The organism is Desulfovibrio sp. DV, from assembly GCF_001936595.1.
Classification (GTDB): Bacteria; Desulfobacterota; Desulfovibrionia; order Desulfovibrionales; family Desulfovibrionaceae; genus Solidesulfovibrio.
Window position 1 is genome coordinate 1 of record NZ_MLBG01000090.1, and the last position, 19680, is coordinate 19680.

The window sequence follows — 19680 nt, forward strand, 5'->3', positions numbered from 1 at the left end:
TTCAGGGCGAAACCGGTGTGGGCAAGGAGATCGTGGCCCGGATCATCCACTACGGCCCCAATCAGGCCGCGTTGCCCTTTGTGGACATCAATTGCACGGCCCTCTCTCCCGGACTTTTTGAGAGCGAGCTTTTTGGCTACGAGGCCGGGGCCTACACCGGCGGGGCCGGACGGGGCGGGCGGGGCAAGCTCGACATTGCCCAGGGCGGGACGCTTTTTCTCGACGAGCTGGCCGAGATTCCGGTGGAGCTGCAGGCCAAGCTCCTGCGGGTCATCGAGGAGCGCTCGTTTTACCGGGTGGGGGGGCTGGCCAAGATCGCCACGGACATCCGCATCGTGGCTGCGGCCAACATCGACTTTGAGGAGCACATCAGCCGGGGGCTTTTCCGCAAGGACCTCTATTACCGGCTGCGGGTGGGGTCCATCGTGGTGCCGCCCCTGCGCAAGCGCCCGGACGACATCGTGCCCCTGGCCCGGATGTTTTTGCGCAGTTTTGCCAAAAAGCGCGGCAAGGCCCTGGCCGAGATTTCACCGGAGGCCGCGGCCGTGCTGCTGGCCCATGCCTGGCCGGGCAACGTGCGCGAGCTGCGAAACGCCATGGAATGGGTGTCGGTGATGCACGACGGGGCAGAGCTTGTCCCCGGACATCTGGCCGGCTTCCTGTCCGGCCCGGCAGCCCGGACGGTGGTTGCCCCGGCCCGCAGCCGCACGAGCCGGCCGGGCCTGGCCGACATCGACGCGGCCATCGCCGCCAGCGGCGGCAACAAGACCGAGGCGGCAGCCAGGCTTGGCATGTCCATCCGGATGCTCCACTATAGGCTCAAAAACCGCAGCGCGTCCTAGCCTTCCCGGCTGTAATAGGCCTTGGCAAAAGCCGCCCCGGACTCGGCGATAAGCGGTCCGAGGTCCTGGCTTTCCAGCACGTCCCAGCCGAGAAAACGCACCGAGGCTCCGGGCGGCAGGCTGGCGTCGGCTCCGGGCAGGGTCGGCGGCAGGGCCGCGCCGGCCGCGATGGCCGCGGTCTCCTTCCCGAGAAAGAAATCCAGCAGCGGGTCCAGGGCGGCCTTGGCTGTTTCCTTGACCATGACGAAAAGCGGCGAGGCTAATGCGCCGCCGTCCGGCCAGATGATCTCCACATCGCCCTGGCGCGGCGCGGCATTGGCGAAAAAGGCCGGCATGACGCCAATGGGCGGGGCCTTGGCCCCGGGAGCGGGCCGGAAAATCTGGGCGGGGTGGGTGTCGCACAGCATGGCCCGGCCAAGGTCGGCCACGGCGGAAAGGCCATGGCGCAGGCGGATGTCGAGGAGCAGCGTGGAATCGCCGGCCGTCTCCGGCGGGCCGCACAGGCCGATCTTGCCGGCATAGGCCGGATTGAGCAGGTCCTCGAAGGAGCGCGGCACGGGCAGGCCATTGAGGCGCGAGGGCACGGCCACGAGCACCAGGGGATTTACGGCATAGATGCGGCAGACCCGGCGCGGATCGGCCAGCCCGGCCGCAGCCAGGGCCGGGTGCATGGCCTGGGGCAGCTCGGCCAAGAGGCCCCCGCCGGCGAAACGGTCGCGAAAGCTCTTGGAGAGAAAGCCGTTTAAGCCGGCCGAGACGACCATATCCGGCACTTCTTCGGGCCGGGTCAGGCCGGCGGCCAGATCGTTTAAGGTATGCTTGCCGCAACTGTCCATGAACATCCGCGGCCAGGGCGCGTCCGGGGTCAGGCTGTCGCGCAGGTTTTCCAGGGCAATGCCCATGGGGGCCTTGAGCGGGCAGGGCAGGCTTAAAAAGAGCCGCAATCCAGGGCCGCCCGGTGTCCAGCCGTCGCAAAAAAGCGGCGTCATGCCGCCCGGTCCTTTGGCGCTGCGGCCGGCGGCGTCCACGGCGGCCAGAAAGAGCGTGGCAGACAGGCCGTTGAGGGTAAGCAGGCTCCCCATGGAGAGAAAGGGCGCGGCCGAAGCCATAAATTCGGCGTCAGCCGAAGCGGCCACCCCAAGCTCGGCCAGGACGGTCCGGCTGGCGGGATGGTCGGCCAAAAACCGGCTGACCGGCAGGTCAAGGGATGAAGCGTCAGGCATGGTCATGCGTCTCCCGGGTAAAATGCAGATGGCGGCCCAGGCGCAGATCGTCGCGCAGGGCGCTTAGGCGGGCGTCGGCTGCGGCCAGGGCAGCCAGGGACGTTTTTTCCGCCGGACTTGTTTCAATGACCGCGGCCACGGCTCCGGCGGCAAAGACCAGCCGCCGGCCGGCAGTCAGGGCGAGCAGCGGATCGTGGGTGGCCATGAGCACGATCTTGCCGTGGCCGGTTAACAAGGAAATGGCTTTTCGCCGGTCGATGCCGGCATTTTCAATCTCATCCACCAGCACGATGGGCGAGGCGCACAGCCTGGCCACGTCGGCGATCATGAGCGCCCGGCTCTGGCCGCCGGACAGGGAGGTCAGCGGCGTGTCCGTGGAAAACGGTTCCCCGGCCAGCTCGTTGGCAAGCGCCGTCACCTCGGCCGCGGCCGCTGCGGCGTCGGCCAGAAGCCGGCTCTCGGCATGGGCCAGGAGAAATTCCCCGACGCTCAGGTCCATGACGAAATGCATGTTTTGCGACAGCTGGGCAATGAGCCGGCCCGAAGCGGCCAGACGGCGGGAGGCGTCGGCCGGCTGGCCGTTGACGAACACCCGCCGCCCGGTCGGGGTGTCGGCGTCGGCCAGCCATTCGACATCGGCCAGAAACCGGCTCTTGCCCGAGCCGGTGGGGCCGGCCAGGGCCACCACATCCCCCGGAACCAGGGTCAGGTCCAGGACTTCGGGCCGCCCGTCCTTGCCGTGGCCGCCGCGCACGGTGAGCGAGTCGACGGCCGGGGCATCGCTGGAAATCCGGGCGAGGGCAGCCAGAAAGGCCTCGAAGCGGGCCGACAGGTCGGTTGCCGAGCCGGCCGCTTCGGCCAGGGACTCGGCCGGCAGGGCGGCGAAATAGGCTGCCGGCGTCTGGTCGGGCCGGGGCGCGGGCAGGCCCTGGACGGCGAAAAAATCCCGGGCCGGGGGGGCGTCCTGCCAGATGGCGGCAAAGGTGGGATGGTGCGTGGCGTCGGTCATGCCCGTCTCCCCTCGAAATCCATTTTGCGCACGTTGCCCATCTGGTGGTCCAGGCCGATCTTGCGCTGGCCCAGGCAGTAGGAGCACACGGCCGCCGGCATGGTAAAACGCAGATTCACCCCGTCGATGCCCGGAGTCTGGGGCGCGCTGGCCACCACGTGGGCCAGGGCTTCGGCTCCCTGGCCGGTCAGGCCGCTGACAAAGAGCACCGTGGCCCGGGGATTGGCCCGGCGCACCCGGAAGGCGAACACCTCGCGCTCGGCCTGGGACACCACGTCGCCCTTGGTGATGACCACCACGTCGGCCAGACGCAGCATGGGGCCGATCTTGGCCGGGGTGTCGATGCCCGACAGGTTGTCCACCACGCACACGGCCAGGGCCCCCTCGATGTGCGGGGCGCAGCGGTTGCAGAGCCCGGCGCTCTCCACGGCCAGGACCGAGACGCCCCGGCCAAGGCCCCAGGCATGGGCGTCGGCGGCGTTGCAGACAAAGAAATGGTCCGGGCAAAGCGCCCCGGACAGTCCGACCACGCAGGGGATGCCGGCCCGGTCAAAGGCTTCCTTGTCCCGGCTGGCCAGACAGTCGAACTTGACCACGCCAAGGGTCAGATCCCGGCGGCCCAGCACGGCGGCCAGACGAAGGAGGACGGAGGTCTTGCCCGACGACGGCGGGCCGGCCACGGTGACAAGCTGCATGGTGTTTGTTGCCTCCGGCGTCCGGGGGGAGGATACCCCCGGACGCCTGCACAGGGAGAAGTTTTTCAAAGGTTTTGGGTACTGGCCGGCAATGTGGTCGACAGTGGACCTCGACATGGCCGCAGATGCCGATGGCCCCCACGGGCTGGATGGGCATGCCGGCGATGTCCATAAAGGGGGAGCGCAGGATGCCGATGGGCCGGTAGGCGATGTCTTCGGGGACTTGGTTCACGGCACGTCCTTGGAAAGCTTCTGGCCAGGGCTCTACAATATCCAGGCCAGGAGCCGGCTCCCTGTATTTACAGTGTTTCCCGAAAGCACTGCCGCAGCGGGCAGACAAATCCGTATGTGAGCCATACAAACTTGTCGCCAGTGTAGCAACGTTCTGCAAACACACGGTTTTTGGAGTATTCGTGCTGCCTGGGGCGGTTTGGGCCTAAGGCTTGGCCGGGCAGGAAGCCGGGCTTTGGGCCTGGCGTATGGTGTTTCTGGCTTCGTCCTTGGCCGCGAGCAGGGCCATGTCGGCCAGACGCAGGAAATCCGCGCCGCCGTCCTGCCGGCTGCCCCGGTGGCTGCTGAGGCCGATGGTGGCGGTCAGCGGCTGGGGCAGTCCATAGGCCTGCCAGTCGTGGCCGGCCACGGCCCGGCGCAGGCGTTCGGCCAGGGCGGCGGCCGGTTCGGGTGGCGTGCGCGGCATGACCACGCAGAATTCGTCGCCGCCGATGCGGGCCAGCAGGTCGTCCGGACCCATCTCCCGGGTCAGGATACGCCCCAGTTCCACCAGCACCACATCGCCGGCGGCATGGCCCAGGCGGTCGTTGATGGCCTTGAAGCGGTCGAGGTCGATAAGGGCCAGACTGGTCCAGGAGTGGTTCACGGCGGCCTGGGCCAGGGCCTTGGCAAAGCCGGCCTCGAAGCCGCGCCGGTTGGTCAGCCCGGTCAGGTGGTCGATCTCGGCCAGCCGGCGGATTTCGGCTTCCATGCGTTCCCGGTGCAGCAGCACAAAGCCCAGGGTGCAGGCCACGAGGCTTGGCACGGACAGGAGCAGGGAAGCGGTCTGGGCCGGACCCGGGCCAAAGGGGTCGGGCGTTGAACCGGTGCTTTGGACGATGGCCAGGGCCCGCAGCAGGCAGGCCCCGGTGGCCAGCACGTAGCCCATGGCAAAGGTGCTGATGAAGCGGCGGCGAAACCGTCCCCATTGGGCCAGGATAACGGCGGCCAGGGCCAGGCACTGCGCGGCGTAGAGGATATTGAGCAGCACGGTGCGGGTGCGGGCGTCGTGCATGAAGGCGCCGCAGACGGCAGCGGCCAGGACCAGCGGCAGGGCGTAGACCCAGAGCTTGCGGCGGTTGCCGAAGAACCGGTCCAGGGAGGCCAGATAGCAGCTCCAGGCCAGGGTGAAAAGCAGGTTGCCCAGGAAAATGGACAGGCTGTCGGCAATGACCCCGCGCAACAGAAACAGCGGGGCCGAAGCGAGCTGGATTCCCATCCCGGCGATCCACAGCCGGGTGCCCCGGACCTGTCCGCTGGAGAAGGCCACGGCCAGCATGGCGGCGATACAGAGATTGGTGCAAAAATACAGTATCGTCGCTGTACGGAAATCCAGGTGCAACATCGTGGCGATGTGTAATAGGAAACCGGAAAGGCTGCAAGAGCCCTTATTTCATCGAAAAGCGACTGCAGTGCGCTGATGCACAAACCGGGGACGCCCTGGCGTAGCGCCATGACGTCCCCGGCCGGGATTGGGAGGGCGAATTTGGTCTAGTAGCGGTAATGGTCCGGCTTGTAGGGGCCGGCCGGGTCCATGTGCAGGTAGGCGGCCTGGGCCGGGGTCAGGGTCTCGAGCTTGGCGCCGAGGCGGGCCAGATGCAGGCGGGCCACTTCCTCATCGAGGAGCTTGGGCAGGGTGTAGACGCCGACGGCGTAGGTCTTGGTGGCCAGTTCGATCTGGGCCAGGGCCTGGTTGGTGAACGAGTTGGACATGACGAAGCTCGGGTGGCCGGTGGCGCAGCCGAGGTTCACCAGACGGCCTTCGGCCAGCATGAGGATGGCGTTGCCCGAAGCCATGGTCCAGCGGTCGACCAGGGGCTTGATCTGGTCCTTTTTGCAGGTCGGGGTGGTCTCCAGGTAGGCCACGGCGATTTCGGAGTCGAAATGGCCGATGTTGCACACGATGGCCCCGTCCTTCATCCGTTCCATGTGCGCGCCGGTGATGACGTCGCAGCAGCCGGTGGCGGTGACGAAGATGTCGCCCTGGGGGCAGGCCTCTTCCATGGTGGTGACTTCATAGCCTTCCATGGCCGCCTGCAGGGCGCAGATCGGGTCGATCTCGGTGACCAGGACGCGCGCGCCAAAGCCCTTCATGGAATGGGCGCAGCCCTTGCCCACGTCGCCGTAGCCGGCCACGACCACGATCTTGCCGGCAACCATCACGTCGGTGGCCCGCTTGATGCCGTCGGCCAGGGACTCGCGGCAACCGTAGAGGTTGTCGAACTTGGACTTGGTGACCGAGTCGTTGACGTTAATGGCCGGGAAAAGCAGCTCGCCGGCCTGCATCATCTGGTAGAGGCGATGCACGCCGGTGGTGGTCTCTTCGGAGACGCCGCGGATCTTTTTGGCCATGCGCTCGAACCGGCCGGCATCGGCAGCCACGACGGCCTTGATGCGGTCCATGATGATGCTCATTTCCTTGTTGTCGGCGGGGGCATTTAAGGCCTTGGCATCCTTGGCGCATTTGACGCCGTGGTGGATGAACAGGGTGGCGTCGCCGCCGTCGTCAACGATCAGGTCCGGGCCGGAACCGTCGGGCCAGGTCAGCGCCATCTCGGTGCACCACCAGTAGTCTTCCAGCGTCTCGCCCTTCCAGGCATAGACGGCGGCCAGCCCGTCGGCGGCAATGGCGGCGGCGGCGTGGTCCTGGGTCGAATAGATGTTGCAGGAGGCCCAGCGCAGGTCGGCGCCAAGGGCGTGCAGGCATTTGATCAGCATGGCGGTCTGGATGGTCATGTGCAGCGACCCGGTGACGCGAAGGCCGGCCAGGGGCTTGGCTTTGCCGTATTTCTCGATGACGGACATGAGGCCCGGCATTTCGTTTTCCGACAGCTGCATTTCCTTGCGGCCCCAATCGGCCTGGGCCATGTCGGCCACCATGTAGGGCAGGGTCAGATCAAGGGCTTTAACGCTCATGGGTATCTCCTTGCGAGGGATGTTGACGGGGCACGGCCACGGCTCTGGCGGCCACAAGCCCCTTGTTGACGGGATGCGTGGACCAGATGTCCAGGGTAAACCCGGCCCGGTCCAGCCACTCAACCAGTTTCTCCCGGGAAAAGCCCAGCCAGCGGTCGCCGAAGCGCCGGCGCATGGCCTCGTCCTCGTGGGGAGTGAAATCAATGACCACCAGCCGTCCGGTTGGGGACAGCACCCGGCGGGCTTCGGTGAGCGCTGCGGCCGGATCGGGCAGATGGTGCAGGGTTAAGCAGATGACGGCGAAATCGGCCTCGCCATCGGCCATGGGCAGATGTTCCAGTTCGCCCATACGCACGCTGACCGGCAGGCCCAGGCTTCGGCGTTCGGCCAGGGCCAGCATGGAGGGCGAGCTGTCGACGCCGATGACGGTTGTCGCCCGCTCGGCCAAAACCGGCAGCAGGTCGCCCGGACCGCAGCCGAGGTCGGCCGCAGCGCCAACGCCCGCCGGCATGACCTCGCGCACCAGGGCGGCGGGATCGACCTCGCCGAGCACCTCGCGGCGAAGGGTGGCCCAATCGGAAGCGATATCGTTGAAAAAGCGGCGTGTTTCCAGACGGCGCTCGCGCAAGACGGCGTCGACAGCGGTCAGGTCGCTGTCCGGCCCGGCAGCGTCGAGGAAGGGGGTCAGGCAGCCGAGGAATGCGGCCTCGCGGCCGGTGGTCGTGGCGCTGTAAAAGGTCCAGGCCCCTTCGCGCCGGCTGACGAGCAGCCCGCAGCCGACCAGTATGGCGAGGTGGCGTGACACCCGCGACTGGCCCATGCCCAGCACGCTGGTGATCTCCCCCACCGACAGTTCATGGCGCGACAGCACGCGCACGAGGCGCAAGCGCGTCTCGTCGGCCAGGGCTTTGAACCAGGGGAGCGGGGTGGCGTCGTTGTTGATAAGCATATCAAGATATCCTGATATGTGGGTGTAGTGATTTCGGGAGGGGGTGTCAAGGGGGGATTAAAACGCTAGCTGTCATCCAAGGACGCATGTAGTTTTTTGTGGCACATGGTACTTGATTGTAAGAGTATCGGGAGGTTGTGGATCCGTTTGGGGGTCTTTCCTTGGTTCAACAGATGAACTTAGGGAAGAAGAATGCCCTGAATCAGTGTGTTGATCACGGGAAGGGAAAAAGCTGGAACGGCGGCAGTGGTTTTCGTATATTGGCTGGAGCAGTTTCTCCTGGAGTTTTGGCCCGCGGGGAGCGAGTCGTCTCGGGAGGAGGAGATAAACTGTTTTTCGGGATGCTCAATGGCATCAAATATAACAAAAAATATAAGAAGCAAACCGTGACAACCGCAAATTTTCCTGATGATATAGAACCTTAAATTTTCCTGATGATATAGAACCTTTTCTTGCTACAGTCGCAAGACTTTTTGTTGCAGATGGTGCCGCTAGGGAAGTTGCTATTTTAGCATGTTCAAAAGTTAAGGTAGAGCAAACAGATTATGACAATTGGGATGGGGGTACCTACGGGTACACTGTTTACCTGGAAGTAACATCGGGCATATATTCTCAAATTCACGGCGAAAGAGAAGCGATAGAAAAATTGCTGCTCGATAAAGCTCGCCCGCTGATGGCTCTGTATCCCTCAGATTGGATTCAAAATATTTACATTTTTCCAGAAATAAAAGGGACAGAAGACTGGCGGGAAAAGGCCAGGGCATGGGTCTCTGGAAAGAATGTCAACAATCAAGGGCGGGTTCGTTCAGACAACATTGCATCACGCAGTTGTGATGGCTTGTTATTTCGTTCTCAACCTGAGATAAATTTTTATAACGCATTAAAGCCTCTTGAAGTGTCATTTGCTCCGTTACCCGTATTTTTACGAGGGGGACGAACTTATAGGCGAATTGAGCCGGATTTTGTTTTGATAAAAGACGGCATATTCTTGGTTGTTGAAATCGATGGAGACACCGTCCATCTCGAAACTCCGGCAGAGGCACATAGTAGAACTACGATACTTTTGCACCAAGGGGTTCATTTTGAACGAGTGAAAGCCAGTGAGTGTGAAACATTAGAATTAGCCAGAAGTTGTGCAAAAAAATATTAGAGATTATGTCTAGATATAAAGAGAGTAGGTAGAATTAACTGTACAATCAACAGGCGTTGACCTTTGCTGGCGTACACATGCCACGTTGCTTCATGATCCACGCAACACAGTTTGGGAAAAATATTTTTTGCCTTCATCCTTTTGATATAAAGAATCACCTGGATTGATGAGCAGGCGACCGACGTTCTTCCGCTTCATTTTGCAGTAATAGGCACGGCTTTCTTCAAAAATGCCTTTGATGACAACGGCCTTGGCGGCAGTGCTCCCTGGTCCTCTCTACCGCCTGAAGATGCGGAAAGTTCATTTGTGGCGGTATACGGGCAGCCCTCCGCGTTACGTCATAAGCGTCCCCAACCGCGCCAACACCTCGTCCATCACCCCCACCGGCACGCTCTCCAGCTTTCGCGCGCGCCGCGCCGATAAATCCATAGCGCGGGGCTGGTCGCAGCGCACGACCCCCGTGGTCTGCGTGCCGGTCCCGGCCAGGGGTACGGCGAAACCGGCGGTGCGGGCGAAATTGCCGCCGTTGGTGATGGGCAGGACAATCGGGGTGCGGGTGAGGCGATTAAAGGCCGTCGGCGACACGATCAGCACCGGCCGCGTTCCTTGCTGCTCATGGCCCGCAGTCGGGTCCAGGCAGACGAGATAGATGTCGCCACGCTCCATCAGAGCAACTCATTGCCGACCGGCGTACCGTCCAGCCAGTCGCGGTCTTCCGTGCTGACCTCGGCCGAGGCGTCGCACTGGGCCAGCAGTTCGTCCAGGGTATAGGTCGGGCGCGGCATCGGTTCGATCACCAGCCGGCCGTCGGCCACGGCCAGCCCGACGCTGGAGCCGGCCTGCAAATGGAGCAGGTCGAGGATGGCGGGCGGTACGGCCAGCATGACCGAGCCGCCAACCTTGCGCAGACTGGTTGTGTGCATGGCGGGCCTCCTGAAAAATTATACTAATGTATAATCCTGCCTGGGCGACATGGCAAGCCCGCCGGCCGGAACCCCGGCACCCGCCACATCCCGAAAAAGCTACTCCACCGCCACCCAAAACGAGCGCCAGCAGCCGGCGCAGCCGTCCGGCGGGGTGTCGGTGTCGTGGCAGTAGCGGAATTCGCGGTAGTCGGGATCGTTCCAGATGGCGGAGAGGGGGGTGTTGTGGAGATTGCCGCGCACGTCGCGGGGGAAGGGGACGGTGTGGTCGTGGAAACGGTAGCCGGCCGGGTCGGCAATGGGCACGTTGCGCAGGGCGCACGGGCTGACCGCGCCGTCGGCGGCGATGAAAAGCGAGGCGGACGGGGTGTCGGGGCAGCAAAAGCGGGTCTGGCCGCCGTGGACCAGCCGGCTGTCCAGGCGGATGCCCAGCTCGGCAGCGGCTGCGGCTGTGGCCCGAAGCCGGGCGGCCAGGGCGTCAAAGGCGTCCTGGTCGGCGGGGACCAGGGTGTCGTATTCGGTTTCCGGGCCGGTGGCGTAGGACAGCGGCCGGATGGAGGCCGAGGTGGCCCCGATGTCGGCCAGGAAGCGGGGCAGGGCGGAAAGTTCGCTGTCCAGGCCCGAGCGGGTCAGGGTGTAGCGCACCGTGATCTCGGGCAAAACCGACTGGTGCACGGCCTTGACCGTGGCCAGCCGGTCGATGGCGGCCAGGACGGCATAGAGGCTGGTGCCGCGGCGGCGGAAATTGGTGTCTTCGGTCAGGCCCGCCAGGGGGAAGACGACGGCGTCGATGTCGTCGCGCACCAGCGCCGTGGCCTGCTCGTCGTCCAGGCGGCTGCCGTCGGTCACCAGCACCGTGCGCGCCCCCCGGTGTTTGGCCAGACTCAGCATGGCCAGGATTTCGGGGTTGGCCAGGGGATCGCCCCAGCCGTGGAAGCGGATTTCCGTGACGGACAGGATCTCGCGCAGCACCTTCTCAAACACGGCCGCCGGCAGATCGTGGTCGAGCCAGCGGCGCTTGTGCCCGGCCCGGATGGTGTAGCCGATCTCCGCCCGGCTGCGCGACGAGGCTTCGACCAGCAGGCGGTCGAGAACGAGCGGTGCGGTCATCTGGCCGTAAATGCCGCTGCCGCAAAGGACACGGCCGAAAGGGTGGGCGCTTCGCGCATGATGTCGTGGCCCAAAAGCACCATGGCGGCCGGGGGCAGCACCTCGGCCAGGGTGCCAAGGGCGGTCAGGCCGCAGACGTTGTAGGCGTCGTCCACCCGGGCCGATTCGGCCCAGAAGGCGTCCGGGTCGCCGGCGGCCAGGGCGTCAAGCAGCGCCCGGTCATGGGCCAGCGCGGCCTCTTCCAGGGCCTCGGCCGGCTCGGTGTGGCCGAACTTGCCGCCGATGTGGCAGAAATCCACTCCGGCCACCACCAGGGTGCCGGGCTGGCGCACCAGCTCGGCCAGGGCATCGAGAAACGGCCCGGCTGCGTCCCGGAAGGCCTGGCGCGAGGTCTCGGCCAAAAGCCCGGTCGGGGAGCCGCACAGGATGGGCACCATGGCAAAGGGCGTTTTCCCCAGGGTGTGGTGCAAAAAAACGGCCTGAAATTCAATGGAATGCTCGGCCTTGTGCGGCAGCTCGGACGGGTCCACGCAGCCCTCTCCGGCTTGGCGCAGCCGGGCCACGGCGGCCGCGTCCGTGGCCACCTCGCCTAGGGGCGTGGCAAAGGGCTTGTCGGTCAGGCTATAGAGTCCGGCCATGAGCTGATGCCCGACGCCAAGGACAATGACCCGCCTGGGGGCGCAGCCCCGGATGGCGGCGTAGGCGGCGGCATAGCCGGCCCGGCCGGCCTCGGGGTCGATGTGCGGGGCGATGATGGCCAGGGGGGCGGTGTCGGTTGCCGCGCCGGTCGGAGCCTCGGCCAGGACTTCGTCGAGATAGGCGGCCAGATCGGCCGGCGTGTCGGGATAGGCCTGCCCGGCAAACACGGTGTCGCGCCGGGGGGCGGCGGCAAAGGCGGCGGCAATGGCCGCCTTGCGCTCCCGGTAGCCCGGGGAGTCGATCAACCCGGCCGTGTCCAGCTGGGCCAGCAGCCCGGCCACGTCCTCGGCCGTCACCAGCCGGCCGCCCTGGGCTTCGGTGACGGCGGCCGCCACCTCGGCCAGACTGTGCCGGCCGTCCATGAGGGCCAGGACCGGCAGCAGCCCTTGGGGGATGCCGGTGCCCCAGGGCACGATTTCCAGGCGGTCGCGCACCAGGATGGTGGGCTGGCCTTCGTGGTCAAAAGGGATGAACTCCAGGTCGTGGCGGGCGCGGGGATTGTCGGTGCTCATGGGCGGCAACGGTAGCGTAGGCGGCCGGCGTTGGCAACGGCGAGGGGGCGGCGGGCCGGGTGTGTCCCATGGGCCAGGGGTACAACCGACTCCAGAGCCGGGGTCGGGCGGCCGGCGCAAAAAAGGCCGGAGCCTTGGCGGGCTCCGGCCTTTGGCGTCGGTCGGTCGGCGTGGTCAGCTAGAACGTGTACTTGAGACCGAAGGACACCTTCCAGGCGTCTTCGGCCTTGTTGGACAGACGGCTGCCCCAGACGCTCTTCTGGAAGGCGCTGGGGTGGGCCCAGCCGGTTTCCATGATGAGGGCCAGATTTTCATAGAGCATGTACTTGGTGTCGAAGTTGAGTCCCATGACCCATTCTTCGGCGGTCAGGTCGCGGCCCATGACGAAGATGGGATTGGAGCCAAGGACCGCGTTGGCGTAGCGGATGGCCTTGGACGAGTTGGTGCCGTGGACAAAGGCGAAGGTCAGGCGCTGGGTCAGCTTCTCGATGAAGCTGACGTTGTTGAGCGATGCGCCAAAGCCCCAGGCGCCGAGCGGCGAAATGCCCATGTTGGAGCCCTTGACCAGTTCCTGGCCGCCGTCGAACAGGAAGCTGTTGCCGGCGTTCCACGACTGGGTGCCGCCGTTGTGCTCGCCGCCGCGGCCGGAGCCGGGGAAGAAGTTGGGCATACGCTCGGAACCGTTGCGGGTGGAGCTGTCTTCACCGGTGGACCAGAAGCCGAACGCCTGGGGGGTGACCATGGTCAGGCCGGTGTACTCGGCGGCGGCGTCGATGAACCAGCCGTTGCGCACGTTTTTCTTGTACTCGTTCATGCCGTGCTGGCCCCAGATCACGTCGGCATAGAACCGGAAGGGATCAAGCGCCGTGATTTCCATGGTGGTGCCGGCCCAAAGCGCGGTGATGAAGTTGTTCTTCCAGCCAACCGGAGCCATGGAGAACAGACCCGAGGAGATCAGGCCCTCGGCCCAACCGCCGCCTTCCAGGTAGTGGCCGCCCTTGCCGCCGACGCCAAACAGGGCCCACGGGGTGGCCTTGAAGCCTTCCACGGTGATGGGCAGGGCCAGCATGTAGCCCTCTTCGTTGGCGTACACGCTTTCGGTGGTCGGGGCGTAGGTGCGGTCGCTCGAGATGGTGCGCACGTAGGCCAGGATCATGCTCAGGTGGTCGTCGATGAGCGGCGCGCTGATGATGAGCGAGGCCACGTCTTCGTCAAAGACGAGGCTGCCGGCGAAAAAGGAACTCTGGGGAATGGAGGCCGGCTGCAGACCGGCGGAGATGGAGATGTCGCAACCGGGCCATTTGAACGCGAGATAGGCCTGGTAGACTTCCATGGACACCGTCGGGTTGGCAGCGGTCAGGGTGCCGTGGCCCCAGGTGTCTTCGACCTTGATGCCCAGACGGAATTTCACGGCTTCATTGGCAATGAAGTCGGTGCGCAGGCGGAAGCGTTCCCAGATCTCGAAGCGGTCTTCGGTCCGGGTGCCGGCTTTCTGGACGGCGCCGGCTTCATTGGTCCATTTGGAACTGTTCCAGCCGGTAAAATTGCGATTGGCAAAAAAGTTGCCGTACACCAACGCGTCGCCCGTCATCCGCACCTCAGTGGCTGCCTCGGCACGGATTGCGGCCGTCATCACCAGGGCGGCCGCCACGATCATAAGCAGAATGCGTTTCATGATTCCCTCCTCCGAAATGACGTAAAAACCCCTCAGAAACCGATTTGAAACCCAACCGACGCAGAAAATCGGACAGGCCCGGGCCGCCGAAGCGGACCGGGCCGAAGACCGCACAAGCGTTAGAAAGGCAGAGGCTTTCCAGCAAGCAACATAAACGCCGGAATGTAAAGCCCGATTGGTACCCAAATGATCAATGACCATGCAAGAATTTTTCCGGACAACTTGCCGTAGGCGTTAAGCCATACTTCCAAGGTCAGGATTGTATAGCCTGCACACGCTAACGTGAAGTAATTACTACCCTTCACGTGGTAGTACATAAGCATGTAAATAAAGGAGACGATGGCCACGGTCAGGCTGACGTTTCCAACGGAATGCATGCTTTCCAGTCCGGCCAGCAGGGCAAAGGCAACCGTGCAGTAGAGCAGCCCGTGGGCGAAAAGCAGGCCTGCTGTGAAGGCGTCGTTTTGAATGGCGTTTACAAATGCGCCAAGCACGACGCAGATGCCGACGAAGGCGCAGATGGCCCCCGTGCCTTTGGCTTCGCCGTAGCCAAGGAAAAGCAAGGCCACGGGTAGCCACATCAAGGAAATGGCAATCAAGATAGCCAGCGTCATCGTGTCCCCCCACCGTTTCTGGTTGATCTGCTTGAAAAACCCTCCCGCCACGCGTTTGCCGTTTACGCCACAGCGTCGCGCCGTCCGGGTCCAGGGGAGGCGAAACGCACCGAGTGCCCCAACATGCGCTGTCCTGGGTGGCGGGGCGGCCCGCGTCACGGAAACAGCGCAATCGGAAAAAACGCATCGTCTTTTCGCTCGATTGGGGTTGCGCCGGCCTAAGCAAATATCGGCCCTTTAAAAAACACTCGTTATTTTAGGGTATTGCATTTCAGTTGGGAGAACTTGTCCAATCGGGTGGGACACCTGCACCCAAAAAAGGCTGTTCCCTGAACCGGGAGACCGGAGAGATTGTTGGTTTTAGTAAATTATAACAGGGTATTGTCGAAAATGAGACTTTTTGTCCAAAACCGGGCCAGAAATGGGTCAAAACTTCACACGTTAACACTGTGTGTCAAAATGTCCCGCGAAAAGGCTGAAACCATGGACCACATCCATCCGGTTGCATCACGCGCCAAGCCGGGCTAAAGCTCGTCAGAGCACGGCATGGGACCGCAACCGGCCACGGCGGCCGATTTGCGCGACCAGCCGACAAGCGGCTTGCGCCCAGGGCGCGCCAGGAGGCCAATCTATGTGCGGCATCATCGGATATTGCGGACACCGGCCGGCTGTCCCGGTCATTATTGAAGGACTTAAACGTCTGGAATATCGCGGCTATGATTCTGCAGGCGTGGCTTTCCTCCAAGGCAGGGATCTGGTTTCGGTCAAGGCCGAAGGCAAGCTCGCCAACCTCGAAGCCAAGCTTGCCGCCCAGAATATTTATCTGGCCACCTCCGGCGTCGGCCACACCCGCTGGGCCACCCACGGTCTGCCCACCGAGAAAAACGCCCACCCCCATCTCGACGCCGCCCGGGCCATCGCCCTGGTCCACAACGGCATCATCGAGAATTACCAGGAGCTCAAAAAAGAGCTGGCCGCTGCCGGCATCCGCTGCGTCTCGGAGACCGACACCGAGGTCCTGGCCCAGCTCGTCGGCCTCTATTTCAAGGAAAAAGGCTCCCTGGCCGAGGCCGTCTCGGCCGCGTTGGCCCGGGTCGAAGGGTCCTACGCCATCGTGGTGGTCAGCCGGGACAACCCGGGGATGCTCTATGCCGCGCGCAAGCATTCGCCCCTGGTCCTTGGCGTCGGGGTCGGGGAGAATTTCCTGGCCTCGGACATCCCGGCCTTTTTGCCCTACACCCGCGAAGTGGTCTTTCTCGACGACGGCGAGATGGTGCGCATCGACGCCGGGTCCTGGCAGGTCATGGACGCCGCCACCCTGACCCCCATCGAAAAGGACGTCCGCCACATCTCCTGGGACGTGGCCGCGGCCCAAAAGGGCGGCTACAAACATTTCATGCTCAAGGAGATCTTTGAGCAGCCCCGGGTCATCGCCGATTGCCTGACCGGCCGCATCGACCGGACCGCGGGACAGGCCGTGCTGCCGGAAATCGAGGACATGGCCCCCCCGGAGCGGCTTTTTATCGTGGCCTGCGGCACGTCCTACCACGCCGGACTGTGGGGCATGTATCTGATGGAGCAGTGGGCCGGCATCCCCACCCGGGTGGAGATCGCTTCCGAACTGCGCTACCGCGACCCCATCCTCGGCCCCGGCGACACGGTGCTGGCCATCAGCCAGTCCGGCGAAACCGCCGACACCCTGGCCGGCATCCATCTGGCCAAGGCCCGGGGCGCGAAAATCATCGGCCTTTGCAACGTGGTCGGCTCAAGCATTGCCCGCGAGGCCGACGTGGTGCTCTACACCCAGGCCGGACCGGAAATCTCCGTGGCTTCGACCAAGGCCATGTGTTCCCAGCTCACCTTGCTGACGCTCCTGGCCCTGGTCTTTGGCCGCAAACGCGGCGTGCTGCCGGCGGATGTGGCCGAAAAGTGCCTGCCGGCCCTGGAAGCGCTGCCGGCCGAACTCGACGCCGCCCTGCCCGGAATGCGGGCCCGCGCCCAGGAACTGTGCCGGGTCTACAGCGAAGCCAGAAGCTTTCTCTACCTCGGCCGGGGGCTCGACTATCCCATGGCCCTGGAAGGGGCGCTCAAGCTCAAGGAAATCTCCTACATCCACGCCGAAGGCTATGCCGCCGGCGAGATGAAGCACGGGCCCATCGCGCTCATTGACCCCAAATTCCCGTCGTTTGCCCTGGCGCCGCTCGACAGCCTCTATCCCAAGGTCAAGTCCAACCTGCAGGAAGTCCAGGCCCGGGGCGGCAAGATCATTGCCCTGACCAATCCCGGAGCCGATCTGGACGTGGACCATCCGTGGGAGGTCCCGGCCGGCTGGGGGCCGCTGTCCACCTTCTTCATGCTGCCGGCGCTCCAGCTTTTCGCCTACGAGATGGCCGACTATCTGGGCAAGGACGTGGACCAGCCGCGCAATCTGGCCAAAAGCGTGACCGTGGAGTAGGCGGGGGCGTGAAGGAAATTGCCGCAGCCATACGGGCCGGGAGGGGGCTTTTCGCCGTTGTGGCCCTCGGTCTGGTCCTGGCCCTGCTGCCGGGGCCGGCCGCCGGGGCCGCCGGCCTGGAAAGCGCCTACGACAAGGCCGTGGCCCGCTTCGAGGCGCTTAAAAAGGATGCCTCGTCGGCCGGTCGTCGGGATTTGTGGAAGGAACTGGACGGAAATTTTGCCGCCGTGGCCAAGACCGGCGGCAACACGTCGCTGGCGGCCAAGGCGCTCTATTACGAGGCCTGGACCAATGCAGAGCTGGCCCGGCGCTCGGCCCTGGAGGCCGACTACGAGGCCGCCGCCGGCCTGTACCATCGGATGGCCGCAAGCTTCCCCACCCACCCCTGGGCCGACGACGCGCTGCTTCGCCGGGCAGTCATCCTGGCGGAAAATCTCAAGCGCCCGGCTGAAGCCAAGGCCGACCTCGAAACCATCCTGCACAAGTACCGCAAGGGCGACATGGCTGCCCAGGCCCGCAAATTCCTGGCCGGTTTTGCCGAGGTTCCCCCGGCCGGGCCGGCCCCGGCCAAAACGGGCGAACCCCAGGCGGACAAAGCCGCCCCGGCCGCCCCGGTTGCCCCGATCGCCAAGCCCGCCGTCCCGGAACCGGCCAAGGCGTCGGCTGGTCCGGCCAAGGCCGGCAGTCCGGCTGCGGCCACGCCGGCCAAACCGGCCACCCTGTCCAAAGTGGCCCTGGAGACGACCCCGGCCGGCAGCCGGCTGATCTTGTCCCTCACCCGGGAAACCGCCTTCCGCTACCAGATTCTCGACCAGAAGCGCCCCACGGGCGAGCCGGTCAAGCGGCTGTATATCGACCTGGACAACACCCGCACCAGCACCAGGACGGGCACGGAACGCCGCTTTGCCGCCGGCCCGGTGTCGCGGCTTCGGGCCGGCTACTTCACCCCGGAAACCGTGCGCGTGGTCCTGGAGCTGGAAAGCCTCGGCACCTACGAAATCCGGTCCGAGGCCAACCCCTTCCGCGTGGTCCTGGAGCTTTCCGGCGACAAGGCCAAGCCCCGGATCGAAACCGCCGAGGCCGCCCCCGCGCCCGCCAAAAAGGATGCCCCGGCCAGGGAGGTCAAGGCTCCGGCCACACCGCCGCCCCTGCCGGCCGCGCCAACCCCGAACCTGCGCCCGCCCACGGCCGCCCAGAAAAATGCCGGCAGCCTCCTGGAACAGTTCGGCCTGTCCGTGCGCACGGTCATGATCGACCCCGGCCACGGCGGCAAAGACCCCGGTGCCCAGGGCATCGGCGGCCTGACCGAAAAGGACGTGAACCTCCGGTTTGCCCGCATCCTCGGCGAGGCTCTTCAGAAAAAGGGCCTCAATGTCATGTACACCCGGTCAAACGACACGTTCATTCCCCTGGAGACCCGCACCGAAATGGCCAACTCCAAGGCGGCCGATCTTTTTGTCTCCATCCACTGCAACGCCCACGGCGATGCCGGCTCGGCGGGCCTGGAGACCTATTCCCTGAACCTCGCCACCACCCAGGACGCCGTGCGCGTGGCGGCCCGTGAAAACGCCGCCTCCCAGAAAAAAATCAGCGACCTGCAGGCCATCCTGACCGACCTCATGCTCTCGGCCAAAACCGCTGAATCCAAGGATCTGGCCAAGCTGGTGCAAAAGCGGGCCATCACCGGCCTTCGCCCCGGCTATCCGACCCGCGACCGGGGCCCCCACGAAGCCCCGTTTTTCGTGCTGATCGGAGCCAATATGCCGGCCGTGCTTATCGAATTGGGCTACATCACCAATCCCGACGACGCCAAGCGCCTCGCCTCCGACGCCTACATGCGCGTCCTGGCCCAGGGCATGGTCGACGGCATCCTGGCCTATAAAAAACGCCTCGAACGCTACGCCAATCTCTAACCCACCATATACCGCCATGCCCGCACAACATCCGCCCCAAAAGCGCCTCATCGTGGCCCTGGACGTGCCGACCGCCGCCGAGGCCCTGGCTTTGGCCGATACCCTGGCCCCCCAGGTCGATTTCTTCAAGGTCGGCCTGCAACTGTTCCTCGAAGCCGGCTTTGCCGTCTGCGACGCCCTGGCCAAACGCGGGCACAAGGTCATGCTCGACCTCAAATTTCACGACATCCCGCAAACCGTCGCCCTGGCCACGGCCCAACTGGCCAGCCACGACATCGCCCTGGCCACGGTCCACGGCTACCCGCAAGTGGTGGCCGCCGCCGCCAAAGCCAAGGGCCGGACCAAAATCCTGGCCGTCACCGTGCTGACCAGCCTCGGCCAGGAAGAACTGGCCCAGTCCGGCTTTGCCGGAACCCTGGCCGATCTCGTGCGCCTTCGGGCCGAGACATCGCTGGCCGCCGGTGCCGACGGCATCGTCTGCTCGCCCCTGGAAACGGCGCTCGTGCGCAAGGCCCTTGGCCCCAAAGCCATCATCGCCACCCCCGGCATCCGCCCCCTGGACAGCGCCCGCGACGACCAGACCCGCACCGCCACGCCCCACGCCGCCATCAACGCCGGGGCCGACTACATCATCGTCGGCCGCCCCATCACCAAGGCCGCCAACCCGGTAACGGCCGCGCGCGAAATATTGGACGAGATCGGATGATTGTGGGGGAGAGGGAACC

General features: G+C 64.7%; 18 protein-coding genes. 6 read left to right on the plus strand and 12 right to left on the minus strand.

Going from position 1 to position 19680, the window contains the following annotated elements:
* Positions 1-842: sigma 54-interacting transcriptional regulator (locus DVDV_RS16610; RefSeq protein ID WP_139311649.1), on the plus strand; the 842-nt coding region annotated here is incomplete at its 5' end.
* Here DVDV_RS16610 and DVDV_RS16615 read toward each other — a convergent pair.
* The 6 genes from DVDV_RS16615 to DVDV_RS16645 form a co-directional block, all read right to left on the minus strand.
* A complete protein-coding gene (locus tag DVDV_RS16615) occupies positions 839-2071 on the minus strand; it encodes an ABC transporter substrate-binding protein (protein WP_254845420.1) in 1233 nt (410 codons plus the stop codon). The genes DVDV_RS16610 and DVDV_RS16615 overlap by 4 nt on opposite strands.
* Positions 2058-3074, minus strand: coding sequence for an ATP-binding cassette domain-containing protein (locus tag DVDV_RS16620; RefSeq protein WP_075355747.1), 1017 nt, complete (start codon positions 3072-3074; stop codon positions 2058-2060). Before DVDV_RS16620 ends, DVDV_RS16615 begins: the two co-directional genes overlap by 14 nt.
* Positions 3071-3769: a GTP-binding protein gene (locus tag DVDV_RS16625; RefSeq protein ID WP_075355748.1), complete on the minus strand. Its 699-nt coding sequence runs from the start codon at positions 3767-3769 to the stop codon at positions 3071-3073. Before DVDV_RS16625 ends, DVDV_RS16620 begins: the two co-directional genes overlap by 4 nt.
* Positions 3770-4205: 436 nt before the next feature.
* On the minus strand, positions 4206-5384 hold the full coding sequence (locus DVDV_RS16635; protein WP_075355749.1) for a GGDEF domain-containing protein: 1179 nt from the start codon (positions 5382-5384) through the stop codon (positions 4206-4208).
* 146 nt (positions 5385-5530) lie between these two features.
* Positions 5531-6955: an adenosylhomocysteinase gene (gene ahcY, locus DVDV_RS16640; protein ID WP_075355750.1), complete on the minus strand. Its 1425-nt coding sequence runs from the start codon at positions 6953-6955 to the stop codon at positions 5531-5533.
* The gene (locus DVDV_RS16645; protein ID WP_075355751.1) at positions 6945-7904 is read right to left on the minus strand and encodes a metalloregulator ArsR/SmtB family transcription factor; all 960 of its coding nucleotides are present in this window, start codon (positions 7902-7904) and stop codon (positions 6945-6947) included. The genes ahcY and DVDV_RS16645 overlap by 11 nt, the downstream gene beginning before the upstream one ends.
* Positions 7905-8041: 137 nt before the next feature.
* Between DVDV_RS16645 and DVDV_RS22435 the strand changes: the two genes are divergently transcribed.
* The gene (locus DVDV_RS22435; RefSeq protein WP_139311650.1) at positions 8042-8329 is read left to right on the plus strand and encodes a hypothetical protein; all 288 of its coding nucleotides are present in this window, start codon (positions 8042-8044) and stop codon (positions 8327-8329) included.
* 221 nt (positions 8330-8550) lie between these two features.
* Positions 8551-9054 carry a hypothetical protein gene (locus DVDV_RS16650; RefSeq protein WP_217694140.1) on the plus strand — a complete coding sequence of 168 codons (504 nt, stop codon included), beginning with the start codon at positions 8551-8553 and terminating at the stop codon, positions 9052-9054.
* Positions 9055-9387: 333 nt separating this feature from the next.
* Here the strand turns inward: DVDV_RS16650 and DVDV_RS16655 are convergent, their stop codons facing one another.
* From DVDV_RS16655 to DVDV_RS16680, 6 genes are all read right to left on the minus strand, one after another.
* The gene (locus DVDV_RS16655; RefSeq protein WP_075355752.1) at positions 9388-9720 is read right to left on the minus strand and encodes a type II toxin-antitoxin system PemK/MazF family toxin; all 333 of its coding nucleotides are present in this window, start codon (positions 9718-9720) and stop codon (positions 9388-9390) included.
* Positions 9720-9977, minus strand: coding sequence for an antitoxin (locus tag DVDV_RS16660; protein ID WP_075355753.1), 258 nt, complete (start codon positions 9975-9977; stop codon positions 9720-9722). The genes DVDV_RS16655 and DVDV_RS16660 overlap by 1 nt, the downstream gene beginning before the upstream one ends.
* Positions 9978-10076: 99 nt before the next feature.
* Positions 10077-11087 carry an SPASM domain-containing protein gene (locus tag DVDV_RS16665; RefSeq protein ID WP_075355754.1) on the minus strand — a complete coding sequence of 337 codons (1011 nt, stop codon included), beginning with the start codon at positions 11085-11087 and terminating at the stop codon, positions 10077-10079.
* Positions 11084-12298 (minus strand): AmmeMemoRadiSam system protein B, encoded by a 1215-nt coding sequence (gene amrB, locus DVDV_RS16670; RefSeq protein WP_075355755.1) that lies wholly within the window; start codon positions 12296-12298, stop codon positions 11084-11086. Before amrB ends, DVDV_RS16665 begins: the two co-directional genes overlap by 4 nt.
* Positions 12299-12476: 178 nt before the next feature.
* Positions 12477-13973, minus strand: coding sequence for an outer membrane homotrimeric porin (locus DVDV_RS16675; protein WP_075355756.1), 1497 nt, complete (start codon positions 13971-13973; stop codon positions 12477-12479).
* 119 nt (positions 13974-14092) lie between these two features.
* Positions 14093-14587 (minus strand): AmiS/UreI family transporter, encoded by a 495-nt coding sequence (locus DVDV_RS16680; RefSeq protein ID WP_075355760.1) that lies wholly within the window; start codon positions 14585-14587, stop codon positions 14093-14095.
* 631 nt (positions 14588-15218) lie between these two features.
* On the opposite strand from DVDV_RS16680, the gene glmS reads away from it, so the two are divergent.
* Genes glmS through pyrF form a run of 3 tightly spaced genes read left to right on the plus strand, consistent with a single transcriptional unit; the run spans position 15219 to position 19661 of the window.
* Positions 15219-17042 carry a glutamine--fructose-6-phosphate transaminase (isomerizing) gene (gene glmS, locus DVDV_RS16685; protein ID WP_075355757.1) on the plus strand — a complete coding sequence of 608 codons (1824 nt, stop codon included), beginning with the start codon at positions 15219-15221 and terminating at the stop codon, positions 17040-17042.
* A gap of 8 nt (positions 17043-17050) precedes the next feature.
* Entirely contained in the window at positions 17051-18955 is a 1905-nt protein-coding gene (locus DVDV_RS16690) for an N-acetylmuramoyl-L-alanine amidase (protein WP_083634807.1), read from the plus strand.
* Between the two features lie 16 nt (positions 18956-18971).
* Entirely contained in the window at positions 18972-19661 is a 690-nt protein-coding gene (gene pyrF, locus DVDV_RS16695; RefSeq protein WP_075355758.1) for an orotidine-5'-phosphate decarboxylase, read from the plus strand.
* Positions 19662-19680: the final 19 nt, after the last annotated feature.